This window comes from Paeniglutamicibacter sulfureus, from assembly GCF_030512175.1.
Taxonomy (GTDB): domain Bacteria; phylum Actinomycetota; class Actinomycetes; order Actinomycetales; family Micrococcaceae; genus Paeniglutamicibacter; species Paeniglutamicibacter sulfureus.
On sequence record NZ_JAULBL010000001.1, the window covers coordinates 1,181,793 to 1,207,522 of the forward strand.

Below are 25,730 nucleotides of genomic sequence, written 5' to 3' on the forward strand. Positions count from 1 at the left end.
CCCAATTTGCCCAGGCGCTTGCCCGCGGACTCAATGTCCGCCACGTCCGGTTCATGGCCCTCGGTTCGGCCATCGGAACCGGTCTGTTCTACGGTTCCGCATCCGCCATCCAGGCCGCCGGACCGGCGGTCCTGCTGGCCTACATGATCGGCGGCGCGGCCGTCTTCATGGTGATGCGTGCGCTGGGCGAGATGGCGGTACGCCACCCCGTCTCCGGTTCGTTCGGCCAGTACGCTTCCAAGTACCTTGGCCCGTTCGCCGGATTCATCACGGGCTGGACGTTTGCCTTCGAGATGGCCATCGTGGCCATTGCCGACGTCACTGCCTTCGGCATCTACATGGGCTTCTGGTTCCCGGATGTCCCACGCTGGATCTGGATCCTGGCCGTGGTCTTCTTCATTGCCGCGTTGAACATGATGAAGGTCAAGGTCTTCGGCGAGACGGAGTTCTGGCTTTCGCTGATCAAGGTCTCTGCCATCATCGCCATGATTGCCGGCGGCGTCCTCATCGTGCTCTTCGGCTTCGGACTGCCCGCCGAGGCAAACCCGGGCATCGGCACGCTGTTGGCCGCCGGAGGGTTCTTCCCCAACGGATTCTGGGGCCTGCTGGCCTCATTCTCGATCGTGATGTTTGCCTTTGGCGGCATCGAGACCATCGGCATCACCGCCGGTGAGGCAGAGAACCCCAAGTCAGTGGTGCCCAAGGCGATCAACACCGTTCCGGTGCGCATCCTGCTGTTCTACGTTTGCACCCTGGGCATCCTGATGATGATCTACCCGTGGAACCAGATCGGTTCCGAAGGCAGCCCGTTCGTGCAGATCTTCGACAACCTGGGCATCCCCGCGGCCGCACACATCCTCAACGCCGTGGTCATCACCGCCGCGATCTCCGCGATCAACTCCGACATCTTCGGCGCCGGACGGATGATGTTCGGGCTGGCCCAACAGGGCCATGCCCCGGCTTCCTTCGCCAAGATCTCCCGCAACGGGGTGCCGTGGATGACGGTCCTGACCATGGGCATCGTGCTTCTGGCCGGCGTGGTGCTCAACGCGGTGTTGCCCGAGTCGCTGTTCCTGATCATTGCCTCCATCGCCACGTTCGCCACGGTCTTCGTGTGGGTCATGATCCTGCTCTCGCACATCTCCATGAAGCGAACCATTGCGCGGGAGAACCTCCCGGCGTCCGAGTTCCCTTCGCCTTGGTGGCCTGCGGCATCCTATGCGGCTCTTGCCTTCATGGCCTTTGTAATCGTGCTGCTGGGCATCATCCCCGCAACCCGCGTTGCCATGGTGGTCGGCCTCGTGTGGATCGTGCTCTTGTTTGTTGCCTACAAGGTCTGGGTCCGCGGCAAGGGGCACGAGCGCGCCGAGCTGGTCGACGAGACCGGGCGCGAATACGTGCCGGTCGATTCGCACTAGCAAGTCCTCCCAACCCCCAACTTTCCCATCGTCACGAAGCCGAGCCGCTTGCACAGCGGCTCGGCTTTCCGCGTACCGTTGCCGGAAAGATCACGCCAGCACCCGCAGCGTGCGGGGAATACGCGCCCTGGACCCGCTGTTGCCCAAGGTATGACTGAAACCCGCTTGAGCGTTGACATTTTTTCCGACATTGCCTGCCCGTGGTGCTTCATTGGCAAGCGCCGCTTCGAAACCGCCTTGGCGGCCCTCCCCTTTGGCGAGAAGGTCGACGTAAAGTGGCATGCGTTCCAGTTGGACCCCTCGTTGCCCGACCACTTTGAGGGAAGCGAACTGGACTACCTCACCCAGGCCAAGGGCATGCCCGCCGAGCAGGTGGCCGGAATGCTCGAGCACGTCACCACCCAGGCCGCCGGCGAGGGCCTGAAGTACGATTTCGATGCCCTGCACGTCGCCAACTCGTTCACCGCGCTGCGCTTGCTGGCGCTGGCCAAGGAACGCGGCCTCGGCAACGAAATGAAGGAAGCACTGCTCTCTGCGCACTTCGAGCAAGGTGTGGATACCGGCAGCAATGAAGCTCTGCAGGGCATCGCCGACTCCGTTGGCCTGGACCCGGCGGAAACCGCCGAGGTGCTCGCAAGCGACAAGTATTCCGATGCGGTGCGGGCCGACGGCGTACGTGCCCGCGAGCTGGGCGTCAGCGGCGTGCCGTTCTTCGTCCTGGACAACAAATACGGCATCTCCGGCGCCCAGCCCTCGGAGGTCTTTGAGCAGGCACTGAGCCAGGTCTGGAAAGAAATCGGCGGCGAGAACCTGCAGATGATCGGTACCACGGGGCAAGACGGCGCGGTTTGCGGGCCCGAGGGCTGCAACTAGGGGCTAGTCGCCCTTGCTCTGTGTCGACGGTTCCGGCTTGGCCGGGGCCGTCGACTTTTTTACATCGGCCTTCGGTTTCGGCGGCGTGCAACCAAGCTTGCCGGCCTTCTTGTTGACGGATTTCTCCTTGACCAGGTCCTTGTACTTGGTACCGATGACCACGTCCACGGTTTTCCCGGGACGCTTCGCGTCGTAGACATAGGTCAGGCCCTTGATGTGCCGCTGTACCGTCATGGCCTCGGCATAACCATCGGGCCCGGACCTCACCGCACCGACGACCTGGACGTTGGACAGCTGGGCGTTCCCCACCTCCCCCACAGTGAATCCGCGCTTCTTCAACTTGGTCGCGGTGGCCCCTGCCAGGCCGTAGATCTGGGTTGCGTTCAGCACGTTGACCTTCATCTTGGCAGGGTCGACGTAGCTGAATTGCTTGGTGGGGCATGCTTCGTTCACTGATGCGGGAGCCTCGGCTGCCGGTTTGGGTTCGAGCGCATCGATGACCAGGGTGCGCGTATTGACCATGTAGGCCAGGACCAGGGCGGCGGCAAGCAGCAGGACCACAAGCACCAAGATGACGCCGTGGCGGATGTGTCGGCGGCGCTTGATCCGGCTATCGGTGGTGAACTGGGGGCTTCCCAGCTCGTCCTCGGAGATGATGTGGTGGCCGTGCCAATCATTCGGATCCGTGTTGCGTGCCAATCTGTTGCCTAGTCTTCCAGCACGAGCACGCGGGCGTGCAGTATCGAACGCTGGTGCAGGGCGGTGCGGACTGCCCGGTGCAACCCGTCTTCAAGATAGCGGGTACCTTTCCATTGCACGACGTGCGGGAACAAGTCGCCGAAGAACGTGGAGTCCTCGGCGAGCAGCGCGGCAAGGTCCAGGGTGCTCTTGGTGGTCACCAGCTCATCCAAGCGAACCTGCATGGGCGCGACGGAGGCCCAGTCCTTGGGGGTCACGTAGCCGTGTTCCGGGTATGGGCGCGAATCGCCGACAGATTTGAAGATCACTTGACCAGCTTAGGAAACTTCTGACGCCTATTGGGGCGATTGGCAGATTTTTGTGCGAGTCGTCCTTCGGCTACGCGACTTCGGGGTCCGCGTCAAGGGCTACGACTCATGGATTCACAGTACGGAACGTGAAGTAACTTCCGCTGTCACAAACCGGTCTCGCGGGTGCATTCTTGAACCATGAGTACAGTTCTCACCACCGTTCCGGTCCTTGACATGTCTACCGCACGTCGCGCCGATGGCACTTTTGATGAAGACTTCATTACGGCATTGCGCGATGCAGCCCACCGCGTGGGCTTCTTCCAGATCACCGGCTTTGGCGCCGGTCCGGGAACAACGCAGAACTTGCTCAAGACCCTGGCCGACTTCTTCGCCCTGCCCGTTGAGCAGAAGCTAAAGCTGGACAATCGCACCTCGGCACAGTTCCGCGGTTACACCCGGCTTGGGGCCGAAATCACCCGCGGGCGTGCAGACTCGCGCGAACAGATTGACTACGGACCCGAACGCGAGGTCCTTTCCGATGTCCCGTCCGACGCCCCCTACCTGAACCTGCAGGGGCCGAACCAGTGGCCGGAGAATTTCCCGCAACTTGAATCGGCCGCCATGGACTGGGCGCAGCTGATGAACAAGGTGGGTGCCGAACTGCTCTCGGCCCTGGCCGTGGGCCTGGGATTGCCGGAGGAGTACTTCGACGAGCCGTTCGCCGAGAGTCCCGCGTGGATGGGCAAGCTGGTGCACTACGTCAGTGGCGACATTGTTCCCGAGGCGGGCACCCAGGGCGTTGGCGCGCACGCCGACTATGGTTTCATCACCCTGCTGCTGCAAGATGCGGTCGGAGGTCTGGAAGTAAAGCCCTACGGCCAGGACGAATGGATCTCAGTGGAGCCGATCGAAGGCGCCCTCGTGGTCAACATCGGAGAAATGCTCGAGGTCGCCACCAACGGCTACCTGATGGCCACGATTCACCGTGTCATCGCCCCGCCGGCCGGTGTGGACCGCTACTCGGTCCCCTTCTTCTACTCGCCGCGCCTGGATTCGGTCATCAGCACCGTGCCGCTCCCGGAGAAGCTTGCCGCCGATGCCCGCGGAGTCTCCGACGATCCGCACAACCCCATGTTGGCTTCCTATGGCGCCAACGTTCTCAAGGGTTGGCTCCGCGCCCACCCGCAAACGGCCAAGGCGCATTACCCCCACCTGGTGAAGTAGCGCAAGCGCCGACGGGGCAGGGTGGAGTTGGTCCGAAACGGTCCGAATTCACCCCGCCCCGTCGTCATATCGGTGCTGATCAGGCAATCAGTCACTAAGCTATGTCCATGAGCGCCGCACGAACGGGCCGCCAGCGCCATGGAGGCATTTGGCTGTCGTCGTTATTCCCCCGGATCATCACCAAGGGCGTGCCGTTTTCCCAGTTGCCTGTGCGCCGCAAGGTCGGGTGGTCGCAGGCCCCCATGCTCATTGCAGTGGTCACCGCTTGCTTCTTAGCGCTCATCACTTCCCCGACGGAGATCTTCGGGGATGGGCACTTTGTTGCGGGTGTGCTGCTGACGCTGCTTAACAGCGTCTTGGCGTGGACCATCCCGTGGAAGTCCATCGGTCCGGAACCGACCTATCTGGCCATTCCGGCGCTGGGGCTGGTCTCGGCAGCCTTGATGGCAACTGGCGCCTACCCGTGGCTCAACGGGGTGTCCCTGCTGATTGCCTTCCCGATCTTCTGGTTTGCTTGGTCGGGATTTGTCCCGCGTTTGACGCTCATGCTCTCGTTCCTGGTTCCGCTGACGACGACCTTGCTGCAATTGTGGAACTCGGGCACCCCCTTCTCCCTGGAAACCATGGCCAAGCCGATGTTGATCCCGCTGACCATCCTCGCGCTGGCCACCACCACCGTCATTGTCGAACACAACTCCGCGCTGGCGGAACGACAATTGCGCGCCACCCTGGCCACGAGCCGGCGTCAGACCCGACTGCTCAATGCGGTACTCAATGCCGCCAACGTCGGCGTTGTCGTAGTTGACCGCGATGGCCACGACCTGTTCATGAACGATGTCCAGCGCTTCCAGCATCGGCACGCCACTCCGCCTGGCAATCCCGACCCCGACGAGTCGCAGCTTTTGGTGCGCGCCGTGTCCAGCGCCTACGAGCCCGTCCCGGAACTCTTGGACCCCAAGGACCGTCCCGTCATTCGATCCATCCGCCAGGAAGAATTCACTGACGAGCTCTTTGCGCTTGGCCCGCTAAACGACGCCATGTACCTCTCGACCTCGGCCCGTTCCTTCTTTAACGAAGACGGAGAGTACGACGGCGCGGTGACCATGTTCAAGAACATCACCCCGCTCATCGAGGCTTCAAAGACCCGGGACCGCTTCCTCGCCAACGTGAGCCATGAACTGCGCACCCCGCTGACCTCCATCCTCGGCTACCTGGAATTGCTCGAGGACGATCATCGGCTCACCGACGACCAGCGGCAATCCGTCGATGTCCTGTCCCGAAATTCCGAGCGTATGCTGCACATGGTCAACGACCTGCTTACCGCGGCAGCTGGCCAGCACCAGGTCAATATCGGCACCATTGACCTCGGTGCGGTGATCCACGGACAAATCGAATCCATGCGCCCGCGTGCCGCGGCGGAAGGCCTCGAACTGGTCGAGGGGAATCTTTGCCATGAGCCCGTGTTGGGCGATGCGCTGCGATTGGGCCAGGTGGTGGACAACCTAGTCTCCAACGCCATCAAATATTCCGGGGCAGGAGGAACGGTTACCGTTGACATGAACTGCAACAGCAAGGAAATTTCTCTGCGGGTTGCCGACACCGGACGTGGCATGGCCGCCGAGGACTTGAAGAAACTCTTCACCCGGTTCTTCCGCACCGACGGGGCACGGCGCTCCGGGCTTCCAGGGGTGGGTCTCGGGCTGGCGATCAGCAACGAGCTTGTCATGGCCCATGGCGGGCGGATCTCGGCAGAGAGCGAGCTGGGGAAGGGTACAACGATGACAGTCGTGCTGCCTCGCAAGGATGCGGACGGCAATTCGGCCTCCTCGACCCGCAGGATAGGATTCCCGACGATGCATCCGGAATCGCGGCACTGATCCGGTGTATTAACGCCAAAGTGTGGGTTCTCGACGCGCCGGAAACCCACACTTTGTCTGGTTCGTCATGTCCACTCACGCCCCCATGAAGCGAGTGAAGAACCCTGTCCTGTACCGGGGAATCGAAAACTTCCCCGTTGTCGGCGGAACTGGTGGACCAAACCACCGCCTACCAAGGACTATTCCTTGTCGACATCAAGTTTCCACTCAATCGGCAACAATTTTGACGCACAGTATGCTCAAGATTCAGGGGCATACCTTGAGGTTGCCTTGAGCATATTTGGGGTCGGATCGTGAGCTTCACCCATCATGATAGGGAACATGGAGTTGCAGCCAATTTCCCCGGACGCCGTCGTGTGCGCGCAGACCCTGGGAAAACTGTGCGCCGAGCTCGGCCCGGAGTCGGTCAACGAGTTCATCTCCCAGTTCAGGTCGCTGTGGCCCACACGAATCGGTCGACTGAATAAGGCGATCGCGGACAATGACCGCGCCGCCGGCGAGGATTCGGCGCTATCCCTGAAATCGGCGGCGACCATGGTCGGGGCGCACGACCTGGCCACGCTGGCAGTCCAGCTGCAGGCGGCCTTCCGTACGGACAACCAGGCTCTGCAGGGCTCTCTCGTGGGCCGCATCGAGGGAGCCGGCAATGCCATCTTGGCCGAGTTGACCAAGCCAGGCTTCCCCGAGCATGCCTTGGATATGTACCGCCAGTCCGCCTAGCGCCCGATCACAGCTCGGTACCCCACGCCGCGCACTGTTTCGATCCAGCGCGGCTCGTGGACGGAATCACCCAGCTTGCGACGCAGGTTTCCCACATGCACTTCCACCGACCGCTCATCCGCCGCCGAAACGAAGGTCCCGGCGTCGGAGTCCTCGTTGCGAAGTCGCCTGACCAGATCGGCCTTGGTGCGAATGTGGCCCTTGGCACCCAAGAGCAAATCAAGAAGAGTGAACTCCGTCGGGGTGACACTTAAGTTTTCACCGTCAACCTGGACCGAATACGTCGAAACGTTCATCACCAGCCCGTTGAGGGTGCGCACAAGTTCCGAGTCGGCCTCGGGGCCCACACCTTCGCCTGACGGCATTTCGACAGGTCCCGTATCTTCATGGGTCGCCGGGCGTGCGGTGCGGCGGCGCATGATCGCATCGACCCTGGCGCGAAGCTCACGGGGACGAAATGGTTTAGTGACATATTCGTCGGCACCGGATTCAAGTCCCAGGACCGTGTCAATCTCATCGGCCCTGGCGGTCAACATGAGGATGTGCGCATCCGAGATCATGCGAATGCGGCGTGCGGTTTCAAATCCGTCGATGTCAGGCAACCCGATATCCAAGGTCACCAGATCGGGCTCGTGAAAACCAACCATTTCCACGCCGGAAACTCCGGAGTCAGTGGAGTGCACGTCAAACCCGGATTGCTGCAGGACAACCTCGAGCAAACCCCGTATGTCTGCATCATCTTCAACGACCACTGCGGTACGGGCTCTAGTCACGACGGTTACCTCTCCAGCTGGGTCCAATCGGCGATTCCAGTGGTTCGCCAAGGGCATGTTCGTTAGTCTAACGATTTTCCGACTGAAAGGTGGCTTAAACGAAATCGGCCTTGACCAGATTTCTCAAGTCAAGACCGATTCCGTATCCGCGGAGGATGGGGGATTTGAACCCCCGAGGGCGTGAACCCAACACGCGTTCCAGGCGTGCGCCATAGGCCGCTAGGCGAATCCTCCAGCTTGCTCCAAAGAGCAGGTTCCAGCATAGCGGACATTTTCGACGACAACTAATCGAGGCATGTTCAACCTCGCCATGCGACCGTTCCAGCGCCCTGGCGCACCTTCCCCCACAGGCCTTGGCCGCGGTCGCTCCTGAGCCACAGACAGCCAAGGCCACCGCCCTGGCAAGACGTATCGGGGCTGTACTGGATTATGGGAAAGTTCGCGGCTCACCACGGCAATACGGGGCCCGAGGGCGGTGGCGTACCACCGCCCGGGTCGCGCTATTACACCGGATTGGACGGTGCCTGGACGGCATGCGTGGAAGGTTTTCTTGAGCGGAACCCCCTTATGACGGCCGTTACGAAGCTCACATCTGCCCAGCACCCTCGAAGCCCGGCGCAGGGGCTCGAACAGCTTCGTGAGATCAGCAGGATCCGGGCCATGCTCGACGGACTGGAATCCACGCTTCTGGCAGATACCAGCGAGATGGTGCAGCGCGGAATGCCCACTCCTCTATCGGAGGAAAATCCCACGCTTTTTGACTACAAGCGCGAGATCGAAGAGCACGGTTTCCCGCTTTCCCGGGCGGACCAGGATCTAAATCGCTCCTCGTTCGTTGCCGAGGCCGCCATGGTCACCCGCACATCCGAACGCTCCACCTTCAACCGCCTGGCCACGGCGGAGGGCCTACGGTACGTTCACGAACATTCCCTTTTCGCCCTCTACACCGGCAGCATCACCTCACGCACTGCTGCCGCGCTCGTTAAGCAGACGCGCGGCATCCCGAGGGCAACTGCCCAACAAATTGAAGCGGGCCTACTGCCGACGGCGACCACTGCCTCCGACGCCTCAATGTCCCTGCGCATCAAGCGGGCACGGGAACGGCTACATCCGCAACCGGCCGCGGATCGCCGCACCCGGGCCGAAATGGGGCGCTCGCTGATGTGGTGGCCCGAAGATGACGGAATGGCGGTTCTGCAGGCCTACTTGCCGGCCGAGGACGTCTTGTCCATTTTCAACACCGTAACCACCCACGCCAACCTGCTGCTTTCAAGCGAACAGGAGCGGCCCCTGGGCCAGCTGAGGGCCGATGTGTTCCGGGATTCGCTGCTCGATGGCTGGCCCGGACAGGTCAAGAGGAAGCCCTCGCTCTTTGTTGGTCTGACGATTCCCGCGCTGGAGTTGCTGACCAACCCCGAACGAGGCATCGCCAACTTGGAGGGATACGGCCCGATTCCCCTGGGGGTCGCGTTGCGCCTTGCCGCCAACGCGCCATCACTCAAACCCATCCTCACCGACCCCTGGACAGGTTCAATCCTGGATTTGGGCCGCAAGCGCTACAAGCCCTCGAAGGCGTTGCGGGATTTCCTGCGCGTCCGCGACGAGCATTGCCGCTTTCCCGGCTGCCGCAGGGCGCCGGAGACTTCGGAATTCGACCACATCGACGATTGGGCGACCGGCGGAACGACCTCGGTGCAGAATGCGCAGCTGTTGTGCAAGCGACACCAGATCTACAAGCATGTGCTGGGCTGGCAGGCGGTCCATCTGGGCAACGGGTCACTGCAATGGCGCACTCCCCACGGGGTGACACACCTGGAACTGCCCGACGGCCTGCTCTTCCCGCGCGCACTGGGCCCCGAACCTCCACCCGTCCAACTAATGCTGCCCGGAACCACGATCGACGCGCAGAGCAAGAGGTTGCTGGGCTGGGATGAGACCGAGGACATCCCGGGGTTTCCAGACAACTCACCGGAGCCGTGATCGGACCCGGCGGGCGACCCGGGGAGCGCGGATTTCGGGCCAAGGCCCTCCCTCGGGTAGACTACTTGTCGGCCCCTCATGTGGTGTCATCCTGTTGAACTCCCCCAGGACCGGAAGGTAGCAAGGGTAGATGGGCTCTGGCAGGTGCATGAGGGGCCTTTACTATTTGCCCGGGGATCGTTGACCCATTCACCTCGAATCCGGGAGTCGAAAGGGAGTTGTCGATGGGTGCCGGACGCTTCGCCCCCAGCCCCTCGGGGGATCTGCATCTGGGCAATCTGCGCACGGCGATCCTGGCATGGCTCTTTGCTCGGTCCACCGAACGAAAGTTCCTCATGCGGGTGGAAGATCTTGACCGCGCACGCGCCGGAGCCGAAGCCCAGCAACTTTCCGACCTTGCGGCCATGGGTCTGTCGTGGGACGGAGAGGTCGTGAGGCAAAGCGAGCGATCCAACCTGTATGCAGCCGCACTTGACGGCCTTCGGGACCGTGGCTTGCTCTATGAATGTTTCTGCACCCGGCGCGACATCGCCGACGCCCCCAGCGCCCCGCATGCCGCCCCGGGAACCTACCCGGGAACCTGCCGTGATCTCACCGAGGCCGAACGCGCCGCGAAGCGCGAAATGCGCCCGGCGGCACTGCGGCTGCGCACCGAGGTGGGCTCCTTCACCGTCACCGACGAACTCCACGGCGCCTACACCGGAGTCGTCGATGACTTTGTGGTGCTGCGCAACGACGGGGTTCCCGCCTACAACCTGGCGGTGGTGGTCGACGACGGAATCCAGGGCATCGACCAGGTGGTCCGCGGCGACGACCTGCTCTCTTCGGCTCCGCGGCAGGCATACCTGGCAAAACTGCTCGGTTACGGGATTCCCGCTTATGCCCATGTCCCCTTGGCCCTGAATTCGGAAGGCAAGCGCCTTGCCAAACGGGACGGTGCGGTCACGCTGGCCCAATTGGCGGCCGAGGGAATCGACGCCGATGCGGCCCGCACGGTGATCCTGGCCTCGTTGGGTCTCCCGACGTCGTCGATCGACGCGGCCCTGGCGGTCTTTAGGCCGGCCTCGTTGCCCACCGACCCATGGGTCTTCACAACAAGTCCGGATGCACGCGGCACCGGAAAACCGATAGGGTGGCCCTCGTGAGTACAGCTCTTTACCGTCGCTACCGTCCAGACAATTTTGCGGACGTGATCGGGCAGGAACATGTCACCACACCGCTGATGACAGCCCTGGAAAAAAACAGGGTCAACCATGCCTATCTCTTCTCGGGTCCGCGCGGCTGTGGCAAGACCACGTCCGCCCGCATCCTTGCCCGCTGCCTGAATTGTGCCCAAGGCCCGACGCCCACCCCGTGCGGCACCTGCCCCAGCTGCATCGAACTGGCCAGCGGCGGTCCGGGTTCCCTTGATGTGATTGAGATCGACGCGGCGTCCCATGGCGGCGTCGACGACGCCCGCGACCTGCGCGAACGTGCGACCTTCGCCCCGGTTCGCGATCGCTACAAGATCTTCATCATCGACGAGGCCCACATGGTCACCTCGGCCGGTTTCAATGCCCTGCTGAAGATTGTCGAAGAACCGCCGGAGCACATCAAGTTCATCTTCGCGACGACCGAGCCGGACAAGGTCATCGGCACGATCCGCTCGCGCACCCACCACTACCCCTTCCGGCTGGTGCCGCCCGAGCCGCTGATCAAGTACCTCGAGTACCTGTGCACCGCCGAAGGCGTCACGGTTGCCCCAGGTGTGCTGTCCCTGGTCATTCGCGCCGGCGGCGGTTCCGTGCGTGATTCGCTGTCCGTGCTGGACCAGCTGATCGCCGGAGCCGGACCGGGCGGGCTGGACTACGAGCTGGCGGTTTCGCTGCTGGGCTACACCCACGCTTCGCTGCTTGACGACGTGGTCGATGCCCTGGGCGCCGGCGACGCCGCGACGGTGTTTGGCGCCGTCGACCGAGTGGTGCAGACCGGACACGACCCGCGGAGATTCGTCGAGGACCTGCTCGAGCGTTTCCGCGACCTGATCATCGTGCGTGCGGTGCCCGAAAACGCCTCCCAGATCATCCGCGGCCTGCCCGAGGACCAGCTCCAGCGCATGCACGCCCAGGCAGCGGGACTTGGCCAAGCCGAACTCAGCCGCTGGGCCGATGTCACCAACGCCGGGCTGACCGAGATGACGGGAGCGACGTCGCCGCGCCTGCACCTCGAGCTGCTCTGCGCCCGTTTGCTGCTTCCGGCATCCGACGCCACCGAGCGCGGTTTCAATGCGCGCATGGACCGGGTCGAGCGCCGTTTGGCGTACGCCGGCGACGATCTTCCCCCGGCGCCGTCCGGCGATGGAGCCTACGCGCATGCCGACGGTTCGGCAGGGTCTTCCGGAGCCTCCGGCTACGAGGCCGAGAACTCCGGCGCCGGTGCTGCAGCGGTCCGCGAGGCACTGCGTGCCGCCCGCGCCCAGAAGGAAGGCGGGGCACCCGATGCGCCGTCGGCTTCCGAAGCCGTTTCTGCCCCTCCAGCGGCGCAGGAACCGACGGTCCAACCGGCTTCCGAGCCAGCACCGGAATCGGCCCAGCCGCCTGCACCGGCCGATCCTGTAGCGGCAACCGCTTCCGCACCGGCGGCTCCAACACCGTCGGTTCCCACCCAGGAAGCTCCCCCGATGGAGGATTCCACCGGGCACTCCCCCGATTGGGGCGGCACGTGGGGACCCGTTCCCGACGCCCCCGCCAACCCGGTGACCGAGCCGGTGTCGCCCGTCCAGGGCACCCCGGTTCAACCTCCGGCAAACGTCCCGCCATTCAGCATCCTGCCCGACCGCGCCCCCGAGACCGAGGGTGAAGGCCAGTCCAGCGCTCCGGCAGCGGAGCCCGCGCCGATCCAACAGAACCAGGCCATGGCCGACTTCGCGAAGAAGGTCAAGGAAGAGCAGGCAGCCAAGGATCGGGCCGCCGCGGAGCAGGCAGCGGCCCAACGCGCTGCCCAGGAAAAGGCGGCAGCCGAACAACGCGCCGCCCAGGAACGAGCGGCACAGGAACGTGCAGCGGCCGAGCAACGCGCCGCGCAGCAACAGCAACAGCAACAGCAACAGCAACAGCAACAGCATGCGCCATCGCAGGTTCACCAGGCCCAGCGTTCCGACGCGCCGCAACAGCACCAGGCACCACAGCAACCGCAGCAGCAACAGCCGCCGCAATCGCCTGCACCCCAGCGGCAGCCCGCCCCCCAGCAACAACGTCACGCTCCACAGCAAGGCCAGGGCCCGCAACAAGGCCAGGCCCCGGCTGGAACCTCCGGCGGCACGGGATCGGTTGAGATGTTCCGCCGGGCATGGCCCGACATCCTGGAAGAACTCAAGAGCAACAAGAAGTTCGTCTGGATGATGGTGGCGCCCAACGCCTCTGTGACCGGGTTTGACGGTCGCACGTTGACCGTCAGTTTTGCGCACACCGGCGCGCTGACCGCGTTCACCGCGCGGCAGGAAAACGTCGCGATCCTGGGACAGAGCGTCAACAGGGTGCTCGGCGTGAACGTTGAATTGGCCATCGCAGCGGGAGGGTCCGCACCGGCGGGTGGTTCTGGCCCAAAAGTTGATCGCCGGCCCGAGCCGGCGGTGACCCAAGGTCCAGCTGAATCCGCACCACAGCAGCACACCGCCCCGACACCCTCCAGTGCGCCCGCTCCCGGCGAACCCGGACACGGCACCGCCCCGATTGCGGCGACCGAGCAGGATGCAGTGCCGCCTGTCTCCCAGCCCGCTGCTCCCCGGCCGGTTGTCCAGCAGGAAGCCCCACGGCTGGCCGCCGAGCCCGTGCGCCCGGTTTCCGCTACCGAGCAACCCGTCCAGGTCTCGGCGCCGTCCCCGTCTGCGCCGTTGTCCGACGAGGATCCGGGCTTCGGACCGGAACCCACCTGGGACTCGGAACCATGGGACGATGGCGGCGGAGACTGGGATGCCTCCTCCGTTCCGGTGCCCGATTGGGAAGCCGACCTCGGCTCCGCCTCGGCGGAACCTGCCCTCGACACCGACACTGCAGCACCCTTACACGGTGCCGGCGAAACCTCGCGGCCGGCCGCCCCCGCCCCTGCCGCGCCCAAGGGCTACGTAGCCCCGGCGCCGTCGTTGGGCGATGCGGATCGTCCGGTGGCACCCCCCCCAGGCGCATCGGCAGCAACCTGGGGCATGCCGGTTGCGGCTCCCTCGGTTGCCTCTTCCGGGGAACCCGGCGCACCTGCAGCCTCCGCCCCGGTCGCCAACGGCGGAAAGCTCAGCCGCTACCAGCGGCTGATGAACCGCGCCGCGGGGATCGCCGACTCCGCCCCGGCACCCGCACACGCCCGCATCACCACGGACCCGGCCGCAGGCGCATGGGGAAACCCCGACGAGGCCCCGGACCTCGCACGCCCGAGACCCACCGCACCCGTTGAAGACTCACGCCCCCCGGCACCTGTTGCACCCGTAGAATTGGATGAGACGGAGTTCGTCCCCAGCGACGACGACATCGCCATCGAGGATTCCTCGCTGATCGGGGTCCCCGCCATCGAGCGAATCCTCAACGGCCGTGTCATTGAGGAACGGGATGCCGCCGGCAACGTGATCGAGCGACCCAACCGGCCCCGCTGATCCGTTCGGACCCCGACCGGAAGGCCGGAACCTGCACGGTGAAGCGTCGCCGCGAACGTGTAGTGTCTGCTGCACGGAACCGTAATTCCCAGGAACAGCAAGATTAGGCAGTGTGAATCCAAGTGTACGAAGGCGCAGTCCAGGAACTGATTGACGAGTTGGGTAGGCTTCCGGGCATCGGCCCCAAGTCCGCCCAGCGCATTGCCTTTCACATCCTCGAGGCGGACCCGGAGGACATGAAGCGCCTGGCCCAGTCCATCTCCGTGGTCAAGGAACGGGTAAAGTTCTGCACCGTCTGCTTCAACGTCTCCGAGTCCGAGACCTGCTCGATCTGCCGGGACGAACGTCGCGGCGATGACATCATCTGCGTCGTCGAGGAGTCCAAGGACGTCATCGCCATCGAGCGTTCGCGCGCCTTCACCGGCAAATACCACGTGTTGGGCGGGGCCATCAACCCGATCAACGGGATCGGCCCGGAACAACTGCACATCCGCGAGCTGATCGCCCGCCTGGGAGATGAGCGCATCACCGAGATCATCCTGGCCACCGACCCCAACCTGGAAGGCGAGGCGACGGCCACCTACCTGGTGCGCACGCTGCGCCCGCTGGGCATCAAGATCAGCCGGCTGGCCTCCGGGCTGCCGGTGGGCGGAGACCTCGAGTACGCCGACGAGGTCACCCTCGCCCGCGCCATCGAGGGCCGCCGCAACACCGCGCCGGCGGCACCCGCCGCACCCCTGGTGCGTACCCCGCTGCCGGATCAGGAAGCGGTTTCCGCCTCCTGATCCGGCCGGCGGGGTGCCCCGCCTAGCCGCGCAGGCGCTCCATCTTCGGATCGAAGAGCGGATCTGCCGCCACCGTGGCGGGAATCCGGCGGCCGAAGTACTCGATCTCCACCTGGTCTCCCTCCACCGTTGAGGCCGGGAGCCAGGCGTAGGCCAGCGGCGTGCCCACGGTGTAGCCGTAGGCAGCGGAGGTGACATACCCGGCCGGGGCACCATCGAGGTACACCGGTTCCTTGCCCAGCACCATCGACGTCCCGTCGTCGACGGTCAGGCAGCGCAGCGCCCGCGTGGAGGGCTTGTTGCGCAGCACATCCACCGCGTCGGCCCCCACAAACCCCGTCTTTCCCTTGGCGATGGAGAACCCCAGGCCGGACTCGAACGGGTGGTGCTCGGGTGTCACGTCGGTGCCCCAGAGCCGGTAGCCCTTCTCCAAGCGCATGGAGTTGAACGCCCCGCGCCCTGCTGCGATGATCCCGTGTTCGGCCCCTGCCTCGAAGAGCACATCCCAGAGCCGCTGCCCGGTCTCGGCACTCGCGTAGAGTTCCCAGCCAAGCTCCCCCACGTAGGACAGGCGCATCGCGGTGACCCGGATCCCGCCGATGACCACCTCGGCACTGCGGAAGTACTTCAGTGATTCGTTGGAGAAGTCGTCGTCGCTGACCTTGGCCATGACCTCGCGGGCCAGCGGCCCCCACAACCCAATGCAGCAGGTGGCTCCCGTGATGTCCGCGACGTGGGCCCACGCCGCGGGGTCCGCGGCTGCCTGCCGCCGCGCCTCCACGGTGAAGTAGTCGAAGTCAATGTTCGAGTTCACGCCGAGCTGGAAGCGTTCCTCCCCCAGCCGCGCAATGGTCACGTCCGAGCGGATCCCGCCGTCGGCGTTCAGCAGCAGGCAGTAGGTGACGGCCCCGGGCTTCTTGGCGATGTTGCCGGTGCTCAGCCGCTGCAGCAGTGCCAGGGCCCCGGGGCCGGTGATCTCCAGGCGCTTGAGCGGGGTCATGTCGTACATTGCCACGGCGGTGCGGGTCGTGTAGGCCTCGGCCGCAGAGATCTCCGAATGGAACTGGTTCGACCACGCGTCGCGCTCGGGACCGCGCCAGGCCTCGGGCAGGGTATCCACCAGGTGCCGGTTCGCCTCGAACCAGTGCGGACGTTCCCAGCCTGCCGATTCCAGGTAGAAGGCGCCGAGTTCGTCCTGGCGGGCGCGGAACGGGCTCGAGCGCAGGTCGCGCGGGGAGGTGCGCGGCTCCAGCGGGTGGCGGATGTCGTAGATCTCCACGAAGTTCTGCTGGGAGGTCTCGCTGACGTATTCCTTCGTGGTTTGCAATGCCTCGAAGCGGGTCACCTCGCCCTCGTGCAGGGAGATGGAGGACTGGCCGTCGATGAGCAGCTCGGCCATGGCGCGGGCGATGCCGGCCGAGTGCGTCACCCAGACGGCCTCGGCAAGGTAGAAGCCCTCCAGCTCCGGTGCGGCGCCCACCAGCGGGCCACCGTCCGGGGTGAAGGAGAAGATCCCGTTGAAGCCGTCGTCGATCGACCTGTCGCCCAGCGCCGGCAGCAGCACCTTCGAATCCTCCCAGGAGTCCAGAAAGTCCTCCTGGGTGAAGTCCAGCCGCGACGGCATCTCGTGTTCGGACATGCGGTCGGCAGGCACCTTCGCCAGCGTGTGAAGCTCCACCGGCATCGGGCGGTGGGCATAGGAGCCGATGCCGATCCTATCCCCGTGCTCGCGGTAGTACAGGTCCTTGTCCTGGTGGCGCAGGATCGGAAGCGTCGCCCCGTTGGGGCCCTCGTTGCGCCCGGCAAGCTCGGGCAGCGCGTCGGTGGTGACGTATTGGTGGGCCAGCGGCAGCAGCGGCACGTCCATCCCGATCATTTCCCCGATGGCCGGACCCCAGAACCCGGCGCAGGAGACCACGATGTCGGCCTCGATGACCTCGTCCTCCCCGATCCGCACCCCGGTGACCTTGCCGCCGTCCTGCTCGATCCCTGTGACCGTCGTGTCCCCGAGGAACCGCACCCCGGCAGCGGTGGACTTCTCGATGAGCAGTTGCACCGCCCGCGCCGCGGACGCCAGCCCGTCGGAGGGAACCAGGAAACCACCCAGCACCGTCTCCTCGGCAAGCAAGGGGTAAAGCCGCTTGCATTCGGCGGGGTCGACCAGCCTCGACTCAAGTCCCCACGAGGTGGCGAAGCCGTGCCGGCGCTTGAGCTCCTCGAGCCGTTCCGGCGTGGTCGCGACCTCCAGACCGCCGACCTGGTTGAAGCAGGAGGTGCCGTCCTTTTGCAGGGACAGCAGCTTTTCGACGGTGTAGCCGGCGAACTCGGTCATCGACTTCGAGGCGTTGGTCTGGAAGACCAGTCCCGGCGCGTGCGAGGTGGAGCCGCCGGCCAGGTGCAGGGGTCCCTGCTCGATGACGGTGGTGTTCGCCCAGCCGCGGGTCGCCAGCTCGTCGGCAAGGTTCGCGCCGACGATGCCGGCCCCGATGATGACGACGCGGGGTGCTTGGTTCATGGAAATGCTCCTTTTCGGGGGTGTTTAGCGGAAGACGACGGTGCGGGTGTTGTTAAGCAGGATGCGGTGCTGGCAATGCCAGGTGATGGCGCGGGCCAGGGCCTGGGCCTCGGCGTCGCGCCCGATCCGTGCCAGCGCGTCGGCGTCCGGGACGTGGTCGACCCGAAACACTTCCTGTTCGATGATCGGGCCTTCGTCGAGGGACTCGGTGACGTAGTGCGCGGTGGCCCCCACCATCTTCACGCCGCGTTCATAGGCCTGGTGGTAGGGCTTGGCGCCCTTGAATCCGGGCAGGAACGAGTGGTGGATGTTGATGGCCCGTCCGTGCAGTGCCCGGGTCAGCTCGTTGGAGAGCACCTGCATGTAGCGGGCCAACACCACGACGTCTGCCCGGTGGTCGGCGATGACCTCCTGGAGCCGGGCCTCTGCTGCGGGCTTGGTGTCGGCAGTGACCGGGATGTGGATGAACGGCAGCCCGGCGGCCTCGGCCATGGGGCGCAGGTCCTCGTGGTTGGAGACGACACCGACCAGTTCGGCGCCGAGGGTTCCGGTGCGCCAGCGGTAGATCAGGTCGTTGAGGCAGTGCCCGAACTTCGAGACCATGACCAGCACCCGCTGGGCGCGCCCGTCGTGGAAGGCGAAGTCCATGCCGAACTCACCTGCCAGCCGTCCGAACGCGGTTTCCAGCTCCTCGGCGGTGTCATCCGGGTTCCCCCCGGCCAGTGCGGTGCGCAGGAAGAGCCGGCCGCCGACGTGGTCGTCGAATTGCTGGTGCTCGGCGATGTCGAACCCGCGGTCGTCGAGGAACCCTGTCACTGCCCGCACGATGCCGGGCTTGTCGGGGCAGGAAAGGGTCAGGACGAAGCGAATGCTGCGCGGGTGCGTGGCGTCCCGGGTCACTGCCGTCTCGTGGATCATGGTGCTCACGTTTGCTCCCTTGGCTCGTTGAAAGGTGGTTGGTTGTGGCTGGATATTGGTGTGTGGATTGCGGACGTTCTCATGCGCCGTCGGCGCCTCGGCCAGGGCAGCGGTCTTCGGCGTCGCAGGCCTCGGTGCAGTCGTGTTTGGTCACCAGTTCGAAGGGCACTCCGCCGTGTTCGTCCACGCCGCTGCGGATGGCCCGTTCGACCACCGAGTCGGCCAGCTTCCTGCGAAGTGCCAGCGGATCGCGGCGCAGGTCCTTGACCAGGGCGATGCACAAGATAAACATGACGGCAGCGAACGGCAGAGCGGAGACGATGGTGATGTTTTTCAGCCCGTTCAGCGCCTGTCCGGGATTGTCCCCGCCGGCCAGCAACATGATGGAGGCAACCGCCCCGGTGAGCACTCCCCAGAACACGATGACGCCCTTGGAGGGTTCCAAGCGCCCATTGGTGCTCAGCGAGCCCATCACGATCGAGGCGGAGTCTGCGCCGGTGACGAAGAAGATGCCGATCAACACCATGGCCAGGATGGCAATGGCCAAGGTGACACCGGGGCTGGCGCCAAGGTGCTGGATCAAGTCGAACATGGCGCCCTCGAAGTCGATCGAGGGTTCCCCGTCGACCATGCTCACCATCGAATCCGACGCCCCGTTTGAAGCTGCGGACTTGAGCTGGATGTCGAAGGCGGCACCGCCGAAGATCGAGAACCAGATAACGGAGACCAGCGACGGGACCAGCAGCACCCCGGTGACGAACTGGCGGATGGTGCGTCCGCGACTGATCCGGGCAATGAACATGCCCACGAACGGCGCCCACGACACCCACCAGGCCCAATAGAAGATGGTCCAGCTCGACATCCACGCCCGCACCGACTCGTCACCGGCGGACTCGGTGCGCGAGGCCATCGAGGGCAGGTCCCGGACGAAGTCGCCGATGGCCGACGGGATCAAGTTGAGGATCAGCAGCGTGGGCCCCAACACGAACACGAGCACCGCCAGCAACAGGGCCAGGACCATGTTGATGTTGGAGAGCCACTGGATGCCCCGCGAGATCCCCGAGACCGCGGAAAGCACGAAGCAGACGGTCAGTACCGTGATGACCCCAACCAGCACCGGCGAGGCGACCTTGCCGACCCAGCCGTTGAATTCGATGCCGCTGGCGATCTGCATGGCCCCGAGCCCCAGCGAGGCGGCGGTGCCGAAGAGCGTGGCGAAGATGGCCAGGATGTTCACGATCTTGCCGGCTGGCCCTTCGACCCGCGGACCGAAGAGGGAAGTGAAGGCCGAGGAGATCAACTGCCGGCGACCCAGCCGGAAGGTCGAGTAGGCCATGGCGATGCCGACCACCGCGAACATGGCCCAGGGGTGGATGCTCCAGTGGAAGATCGACGTGGCCATGGCCGTCTGGATGGCCTCGGGCGTGCTCCCGTCAACCGTTCCCGGTGGCGGGGAGACGTAGTGGTAGAGCGGTTCGGCCACCCCGTAGAAAACGAGGCCGATTCCCATGCCGGCGCTGAACATCATCGAGATCCAGGAGACAGTGCGGAACTCCGGCTTTTCCCCGTCACGCCCCAGCGGGATGTTGCCGAACCGGCCCAGAGCCAGCCAGAGCACGAAGATCACGAAGAACGAGGCCAGCGAAACAAAAAACCAGCCGGTGTTCTCGGTGACCCAGGACAGTGCAGCGTTCGAGGCCGCCGAGAGCGAGGCGGTTTTGACCAGGCCCCAGATGACGAAGGCCAGCGCGAAGGCCCCGGCGACCCCGAAAGTGACCTTGTCCAGTCCCTCGGGCAGGCGCGGAATCATCCGTGTTGCCTTCCGCTCCGATTCGCCGTCCCTGAGCTCCTGCAGGATGGCGGTGTCAACTGGTGGCGCGGAACCCGCGACCGGATCCTCGACCACGTACTCGTCGGGCACGTCCGGTTCTTCGGACATGGTCTCGTCGGTGTTCACTGCCATGGGTGTTTTCCTTTGCCTGGTGAATGCGAACGTGTCTTTGGTCCGTGGACCGGGGGCGGTCACCCGCCGAGAGAACCGCTATCCCGCGGGATTGCAGTCCTGGAAATCGGGGCATCGGAGTGGCTTCGTCGCCCGTGGTGGAGCTTTGCAAGACCGTGGCGTATTGGATGCGAGCCTGCAACCGGGTGAACAGGGGCCTCCTGCGTTCAGGTGCAGTAGCTGGCGAGCAGCCCAGCGCCGTCGATAGGCATTGCGGCAATCAGGGCCGGCTTGTCCAGAAGGGCGCCACTGCGGGACAACCGTTTCGATGGACAGGCTTCGTGCATCGCGCATCGACTTCCTTTCGGCTGTTTCGTTCGATGGTTCGGCGGCGATTCAGTCTCGCTATGATCAACAGCCTTCGCCCTGTGCAACAACTGTGGCGCACGCCACAGAAGGGTGTCAAGAGGTTTAGGTCTTTTTCCTTCCGGCCATCCCGACTCTGGGGCCGCCCTGCGTCGCGCCACACCGGAATCACCCCTTTGTTGTGGAACCTGGCCCAGGCGACGCATTGGCGTAACAGTAGAAGAGTTGCGCCTACAGATGCTTGATGTTTATTACGCAATTGGGAAACAGAGGTCCCAGTACAAATCGAACCGACTTCCCGAATGCCCCGAAGTCAGGGGTTAGCCAGCCGGCTGATGATCATCTGCGGCCATTCGCAGGACCACTGCGATTGCATCTCCGCCGTACGCGAATCACCCCGGGAAAGGTCACGGAGTCCAATTTCTCTGGTACGGATAGATCGGGAACCCGGGCGCCGCATGAGGGCAGGGAAGGGAGGCCGTCCCTCCAGGACGACATCATGGGATCTTCCGGGATTCGCCCGGGAGACTTGGTGCGAGCCAGGACCCTGGCATCACAAACCTCGGTTGATGACCGTGGTATCGACCACGACGCGATGGCCAGATGGAAGGCCATCGTCGGTCATGCAGCCCGGCACGTCGTCAGCAGCGCACGGAGTGCGCCGACATCATCGACCGGCGAGCCTCAGCCGGCGGTGTAGCCAAGCGACGCGCTGACCTGCAGTCCTGCCTGTTTGAGCCCCTCCAGCAGACCGGGCTCCATTTCGGGGGCGAAGCGGAAGGCAGGGCCCGAGATGCTGATGGCACCAACGACCACGCCGAGGTGGTTGCGCACTGGCGCCGCATAGGAATTGATGCCCATCTCGAACTCCTCGAGCGCCTGAGCGTAACCGTCCTTCACGACCTGAAGCAGTTCTTTTTCCAGAGCCGTCCGGGTCCGAATGGTTTTGGCGGTGCGCTGAGGAAGCTTGGTGGCTTTCAGGATCCGCCCCCGTTCATCGGAGCTGAGGCCCGCCAACAGGACCTTGCCGCTGGAGGTCGCATGCAGGGGGGTGAGGCTGCCCAGCCAGTCATATGTCGCCAGGGTCGAAGGGCCCATGGCCTGGTCCACGTTCACCGCGTATTCCTCGCGCAGCACGGCAAGGTTGACAGTCTCTTTGTACTGCTCGGCCAAGGCCTCAATGACCGGGCGGGCCAGAGCCACCAGTGAAAGCCGGCCTGGAATGGTGCTGGCCAGCTTCAGGATGCCGAATCCCAGCTCGTATTTTCCCCGATTGGTGTTCTGCTGCACCATGCCGCGGGCCAGCAGCGAGCCCAAGAGCCTGGAAGCCGTGGACTTGTGGATCTGCAGTTCTTCGGCAACTTCGCCGACCCCGGAACTTCCGTCCCGGCCGAGGATTTCCAGGATGGCCAGGGCGCGGTCCACCGATTGGACACCCCCATGCACGGCATCGTCGTCGTCCATTTCCGGGCGATGGGATTTATCGACTGCCAAGGGCCTGCCGTCCTTTGCGTTCATCTTCATACTTGGTCGCTTTCGTCCAGCTTATGCGCTGGCCCCGGCAAGGTGCGCGCCATCGCCCCGGCGCCCAGCGCCAAGGCGGGTTGGAAGCCCCGGCGACGAGCCGGCAATACCGGCTTGGCAAGCTGCTCAAATCACGCTTTCGTCCAATCCGTTACCAAATGACCCCCTCGCCGCGTGGGGCCGACCAGTCTTCCGGACGAGGTGACCTCGCCGACACCAAACCGAGCAAATAGACCAGCCAAACCACCCTTTATGACCTAGATCGGTCACGCATTGGCGTCCCGGTGCATCACAATGGCTAATATGGGGGTTGGGCCAATTATTGTCGCGCCCTTTGAAGTCCCACCTGTTCCCGTCCCATGGAGTGTGCTGACGCATGAGCCTGATTGTCCAGAAATTCGGCGGATCTTCCGTTTCAGATGCCGAAGGCATCAAACGTGTTGCCCGTCGGATTATTGACACCAAGTCCGCCGGCCACGATGTCGTCGTGGTGGTTTCCGCCATGGGCGACACCACCGATGAACTACTCGACCTCGCCGAACAACTGACCGAAGATGCCCCCGCCCGCGAGATGGACATGCTCCTGTCTGCAGGCGAACGCATCTCCATGGCCCTGCTGGCCATGGCCATCGACGGCCTGGGTGCCAAGGCGGCTTCCTTCACTGGCTCACAGGCCGGCATGATGACCGATGCCATCCACGGCAAGGCACGCATCATTGAGGTTTCGCCGCAGCGCGTGCGCCGCGCCATCGATCGCGGCTACGTCGCCATCGTCGCCGGGTTCCAGGGCATGAGCAAGGAATCGAACGACATCACGACCATGGGTCGCGGCGGTTCGGACACCACCGCGGTGGCGCTTGCCGCCGCACTGGGTGCCGATGTCTGTGAGATCTACACCGATGTCGATGGCATCTACACCGCCGATCCCCGCGTGGTTCCGGCGGCCCGCAAGATCGACACCATTTCCAGCGAGGAAATGCTGGAGATGGCCGCCTCCGGCGCCAAAATCCTTCACCTGCGTTGCGTTGAATATGCGCGTCGTTTCGGGGTTCCGCTTCACGTGCGGTCCTCGTTCAGCACCAATGAGGGAACCTGGGTTATGCCCAGCCCCGATGACCAGATCAAGATTCAAGAGGGAGAACCCTTGGAACAGCCCATCATTTCCGGTGTCGCCCACGACCGCTCCGAAGCCAAGGTCACGATTGTTGGCGTGCCCGACATCCCCGGCAAGGCCGCACAGATTTTTCGGGTCATTGCCGGCGCCCACGCCAACATCGACATGATCGTCCAGAACTTCTCGACTTCAGGTTCGGGCCGCACAGATATCTCCTTTACGCTTCCCATGGTCGATGGCAAGCAAGTCAAGGAGGCCCTGCGATCCGCCCAGGAGGAAATCGGCTTCGAGGACATCTCCTACAACGAGAACGTTGGCAAGCTTTCGCTCATCGGGGCAGGTATGCGTTCAAACCCGGGCGTTTCCTTCACGTTCTTCGAGGCCCTGCACCAGGCCGGCGTGAACGTGGACATGATCTCCACCTCGGAAATCCGAATCTCCATCGTCACCGACGCCAACAAGCTCGATGCCGCGGTGCGAGCCATCCACGCGGCATTCGACTTGGATGCTGAGGACGAGGCAACGGTCTACGGCGGCACCGGCCGCTAAGGTACATATGCCTTAACGCCACGCGGTCCGTGGCACCGGGGCACGCCAAGGGGCGTGCCTTCGGTGCTGCGGACCGTTTTTGGTGGTGGGCGTGGTGCGGCGGCGGAACTCTGCGGTGTTCAGGCGGGGGTGCCGGGCAGGGCGGGTGCCGTGGAGGTGTATTGGGCCCCGGTGGGGGTGGTGATCAGGATGGTGTGCCGCCCGCCGGTGTCCAGCACTTGTTCTTCCCAGCCGGTCTGTTCCTTTGTCTGGTTGCAGGCGGCGCATCGTCCGGCACTGTTGGCTTCGTTGGTCGGTCCGCCGCGGCTGTGTTGGACCACGTGGTCGAAGTGCTTGATCGGTGCGTTGCAGTAGGGTGTGCGGCAGTACTGGTCGCGGATGCGGATCAGGTCCTTGAGCGCCTTGGGAAATTGGCGGGAGCGTGAGTCCATGCCCACCAGGGCCCCGGTGTCGGGGTGGGTGTAGAGCCGCTTCAGGGCCACCTGGGAGCGGCGGCGTTCCCGGTCCTGCGGTTCGCGTCCGCCGACCAGGTTCCTGGCCCAGGTGGAGGGGACAGTGCCGTAGCCTTCTAGGAACGCCGGCTCGCTGCCGCCCTGGAGCAAGGTCCGGTCGGACATCGCCAGGTACAACATGAGCTGGGTTCCTTCAGCGGTGGACCTGCCGGTGATCCGGTCCACCGCGACGTCGACCATGATTTGGGCCCGTGTCCGGGTGTCCCCGGCCGCCTTGAGCCTGTCAACTTCGAGGGTGAGGGCCTGGCGGATCGCCAGCCCGTCCTCGACAGAGAGCATCCCGGCGACCTGCATCATCGCGTCCCGGGCCGGGAACACCGCGAGGTACCGACAGGACTTGGCCTCTTCCAGGCGCGTCAGCGCGTCGGAGCTATCGTATGCGTAGGCGAGCCGGCGGACCCGGTCGACGACGGCACGCACGCACAGGCCCTTGAGCCCTTCCGGATCGCGAAGCAGTGCCGCGTCGATCTCGCCGCGCTGCGCCGAAGGCAGGTTCGCGGTTTCGCGGTCAATGGTCCGCGCCTGGGACTCGCCGATCTTGCCGCGCACCAGGGCAATGAGGGTGAATGGCAGGTCCGAGACCAGGCGGCCGGATAAGCCCAGGAAGGCCCTGCCCTGTTCCGGGGATTCGCGGCGTGCCAGGGCGACTTGTGCCCCGACCCCGTAGGACGGGTTGTTTTCCCGCACGCCGGCCTCGGTGCGCCGGGCCACGACGTCGGCTTCCATGAGGGTTGCGGATATGACCTGGGCGCCGGCCGCGGCGCTCTTGATCTCCTCGGCCAGGGCGATCTTTTCGTGATGTTCCTTGGCGGTGCCATCCGTGTCCAGGGCCGCCAACCCGTCGCGCACGTATCGCAGGAACGCCAGGTCATCCTCGTGGCATCGCCCCGGGACAGGCGGGAGACAGGCGACGGGTGCGGGTGCGACAGGAAAGTATTCGTCGGGAGGTTCGTCTATGGAATCTCCGCTGGGATATTCATCGAACATACCTCCATTCTACGCCCGAAAACCTTCGAAAAGAAGGGCAAAA

General features: G+C 64.4%; 18 protein-coding genes, 1 tRNA gene and 1 other RNA gene. 11 read left to right on the plus strand and 9 right to left on the minus strand.

Going from position 1 to position 25,730, the window contains the following annotated elements:
• Window positions 1-53: 53 nt before the first annotated feature.
• Both Q2T94_RS05185 and Q2T94_RS05190 read left to right on the plus strand, forming a co-directional pair.
• Complete coding sequence (locus Q2T94_RS05185; RefSeq protein WP_302263366.1) at window positions 54-1,418, plus strand: amino acid permease; 1,365 nt, start codon at window positions 54-56, stop codon at window positions 1,416-1,418.
• 165 nt (window positions 1,419-1,583) lie between these two features.
• Window positions 1,584-2,291: a DsbA family oxidoreductase gene (locus Q2T94_RS05190; protein ID WP_302263147.1), complete on the plus strand. Its 708-nt coding sequence runs from the start codon at window positions 1,584-1,586 to the stop codon at window positions 2,289-2,291.
• 3 nt (window positions 2,292-2,294) lie between these two features.
• On the opposite strand, the gene Q2T94_RS05195 is transcribed toward Q2T94_RS05190, so the two are convergent.
• Window positions 2,295-2,990, minus strand: coding sequence for a LytR C-terminal domain-containing protein (locus Q2T94_RS05195; protein ID WP_302263148.1), 696 nt, complete (start codon window positions 2,988-2,990; stop codon window positions 2,295-2,297).
• An 8-nt stretch (window positions 2,991-2,998) separates the two neighbouring features.
• Entirely contained in the window at window positions 2,999-3,298 is a 300-nt protein-coding gene (locus tag Q2T94_RS05200) for a type II toxin-antitoxin system VapB family antitoxin (protein ID WP_217388812.1), read from the minus strand.
• A 180-nt stretch (window positions 3,299-3,478) separates the two neighbouring features.
• Between Q2T94_RS05200 and Q2T94_RS05205 the strand changes: the two genes are divergently transcribed.
• The 3 genes from Q2T94_RS05205 (at window position 3,479) to Q2T94_RS05215 (ending at window position 7,101) form a co-directional block, all read left to right on the plus strand.
• A complete protein-coding gene (locus Q2T94_RS05205; RefSeq protein ID WP_302263149.1) occupies window positions 3,479-4,504 on the plus strand; it encodes an isopenicillin N synthase family dioxygenase in 1,026 nt (341 codons plus the stop codon).
• Between the two features lie 107 nt (window positions 4,505-4,611).
• On the plus strand, window positions 4,612-6,381 hold the full coding sequence (locus Q2T94_RS05210; protein ID WP_302263150.1) for a sensor histidine kinase: 1,770 nt from the start codon (window positions 4,612-4,614) through the stop codon (window positions 6,379-6,381).
• A gap of 321 nt (window positions 6,382-6,702) precedes the next feature.
• Window positions 6,703-7,101, plus strand: coding sequence for an Hpt domain-containing protein (locus Q2T94_RS05215; RefSeq protein WP_302263151.1), 399 nt, complete (start codon window positions 6,703-6,705; stop codon window positions 7,099-7,101).
• Here Q2T94_RS05215 and Q2T94_RS05220 read toward each other — a convergent pair.
• Window positions 7,098-7,874: a response regulator transcription factor gene (locus tag Q2T94_RS05220; RefSeq protein WP_302263152.1), complete on the minus strand. Its 777-nt coding sequence runs from the start codon at window positions 7,872-7,874 to the stop codon at window positions 7,098-7,100. The two genes, Q2T94_RS05215 and Q2T94_RS05220, sit on opposite strands and share 4 nt — an antisense overlap.
• Before the next feature lie 149 nt (window positions 7,875-8,023).
• Window positions 8,024-8,108: transfer RNA gene (locus tag Q2T94_RS05225), tRNA-Ser, on the minus strand.
• A 426-nt stretch (window positions 8,109-8,534) separates the two neighbouring features.
• Between Q2T94_RS05225 and Q2T94_RS05230 the strand changes: the two genes are divergently transcribed.
• The 5 genes from Q2T94_RS05230 (at window position 8,535) to recR (ending at window position 15,260) form a co-directional block, all read left to right on the plus strand.
• Complete coding sequence (locus Q2T94_RS05230) at window positions 8,535-9,854, plus strand: HNH endonuclease signature motif containing protein (protein WP_302263153.1); 1,320 nt, start codon at window positions 8,535-8,537, stop codon at window positions 9,852-9,854.
• A gap of 67 nt (window positions 9,855-9,921) precedes the next feature.
• Window positions 9,922-10,018: signal recognition particle sRNA small type (gene ffs, locus Q2T94_RS05235), an RNA gene on the plus strand.
• Between the two features lie 60 nt (window positions 10,019-10,078).
• On the plus strand, window positions 10,079-10,999 hold the full coding sequence (gene gluQRS / locus Q2T94_RS05240) for a tRNA glutamyl-Q(34) synthetase GluQRS (protein WP_302263154.1): 921 nt from the start codon (window positions 10,079-10,081) through the stop codon (window positions 10,997-10,999).
• Window positions 10,996-14,475: a DNA polymerase III subunit gamma and tau gene (locus Q2T94_RS05245; RefSeq protein WP_302263155.1), complete on the plus strand. Its 3,480-nt coding sequence runs from the start codon at window positions 10,996-10,998 to the stop codon at window positions 14,473-14,475. Before gluQRS ends, Q2T94_RS05245 begins: the two co-directional genes overlap by 4 nt.
• Before the next feature lie 122 nt (window positions 14,476-14,597).
• Entirely contained in the window at window positions 14,598-15,260 is a 663-nt protein-coding gene (gene recR, locus Q2T94_RS05250; protein WP_302263156.1) for a recombination mediator RecR, read from the plus strand.
• 22 nt (window positions 15,261-15,282) lie between these two features.
• Here recR and Q2T94_RS05255 read toward each other — a convergent pair whose 3' ends face one another.
• From Q2T94_RS05255 to Q2T94_RS05270, 4 genes are all read right to left on the minus strand, one after another.
• Window positions 15,283-17,775, minus strand: a complete 2,493-nt coding sequence (locus tag Q2T94_RS05255) for a GcvT family protein (RefSeq protein WP_302263157.1) — start codon at window positions 17,773-17,775, stop codon at window positions 15,283-15,285.
• Window positions 17,776-17,799: 24 nt separating this feature from the next.
• Complete coding sequence (gene purU / locus Q2T94_RS05260; RefSeq protein ID WP_302263367.1) at window positions 17,800-18,693, minus strand: formyltetrahydrofolate deformylase; 894 nt, start codon at window positions 18,691-18,693, stop codon at window positions 17,800-17,802.
• A gap of 79 nt (window positions 18,694-18,772) precedes the next feature.
• A complete protein-coding gene (locus Q2T94_RS05265; RefSeq protein ID WP_264269863.1) occupies window positions 18,773-20,656 on the minus strand; it encodes a BCCT family transporter in 1,884 nt (627 codons plus the stop codon).
• Window positions 20,657-21,685: 1,029 nt separating this feature from the next.
• The gene (locus Q2T94_RS05270) at window positions 21,686-22,465 is read right to left on the minus strand and encodes an IclR family transcriptional regulator (RefSeq protein ID WP_264269952.1); all 780 of its coding nucleotides are present in this window, start codon (window positions 22,463-22,465) and stop codon (window positions 21,686-21,688) included.
• A gap of 436 nt (window positions 22,466-22,901) precedes the next feature.
• On the opposite strand from Q2T94_RS05270, the gene Q2T94_RS05275 reads away from it, so the two are divergent.
• Window positions 22,902-24,188, plus strand: a complete 1,287-nt coding sequence (locus tag Q2T94_RS05275; protein ID WP_302263158.1) for an aspartate kinase — start codon at window positions 22,902-22,904, stop codon at window positions 24,186-24,188.
• Between the two features lie 119 nt (window positions 24,189-24,307).
• Here Q2T94_RS05275 and Q2T94_RS05280 read toward each other — a convergent pair whose 3' ends face one another.
• Window positions 24,308-25,687: an HNH endonuclease gene (locus Q2T94_RS05280; RefSeq protein ID WP_264269861.1), complete on the minus strand. Its 1,380-nt coding sequence runs from the start codon at window positions 25,685-25,687 to the stop codon at window positions 24,308-24,310.
• Window positions 25,688-25,730 lie beyond the last annotated feature (43 nt).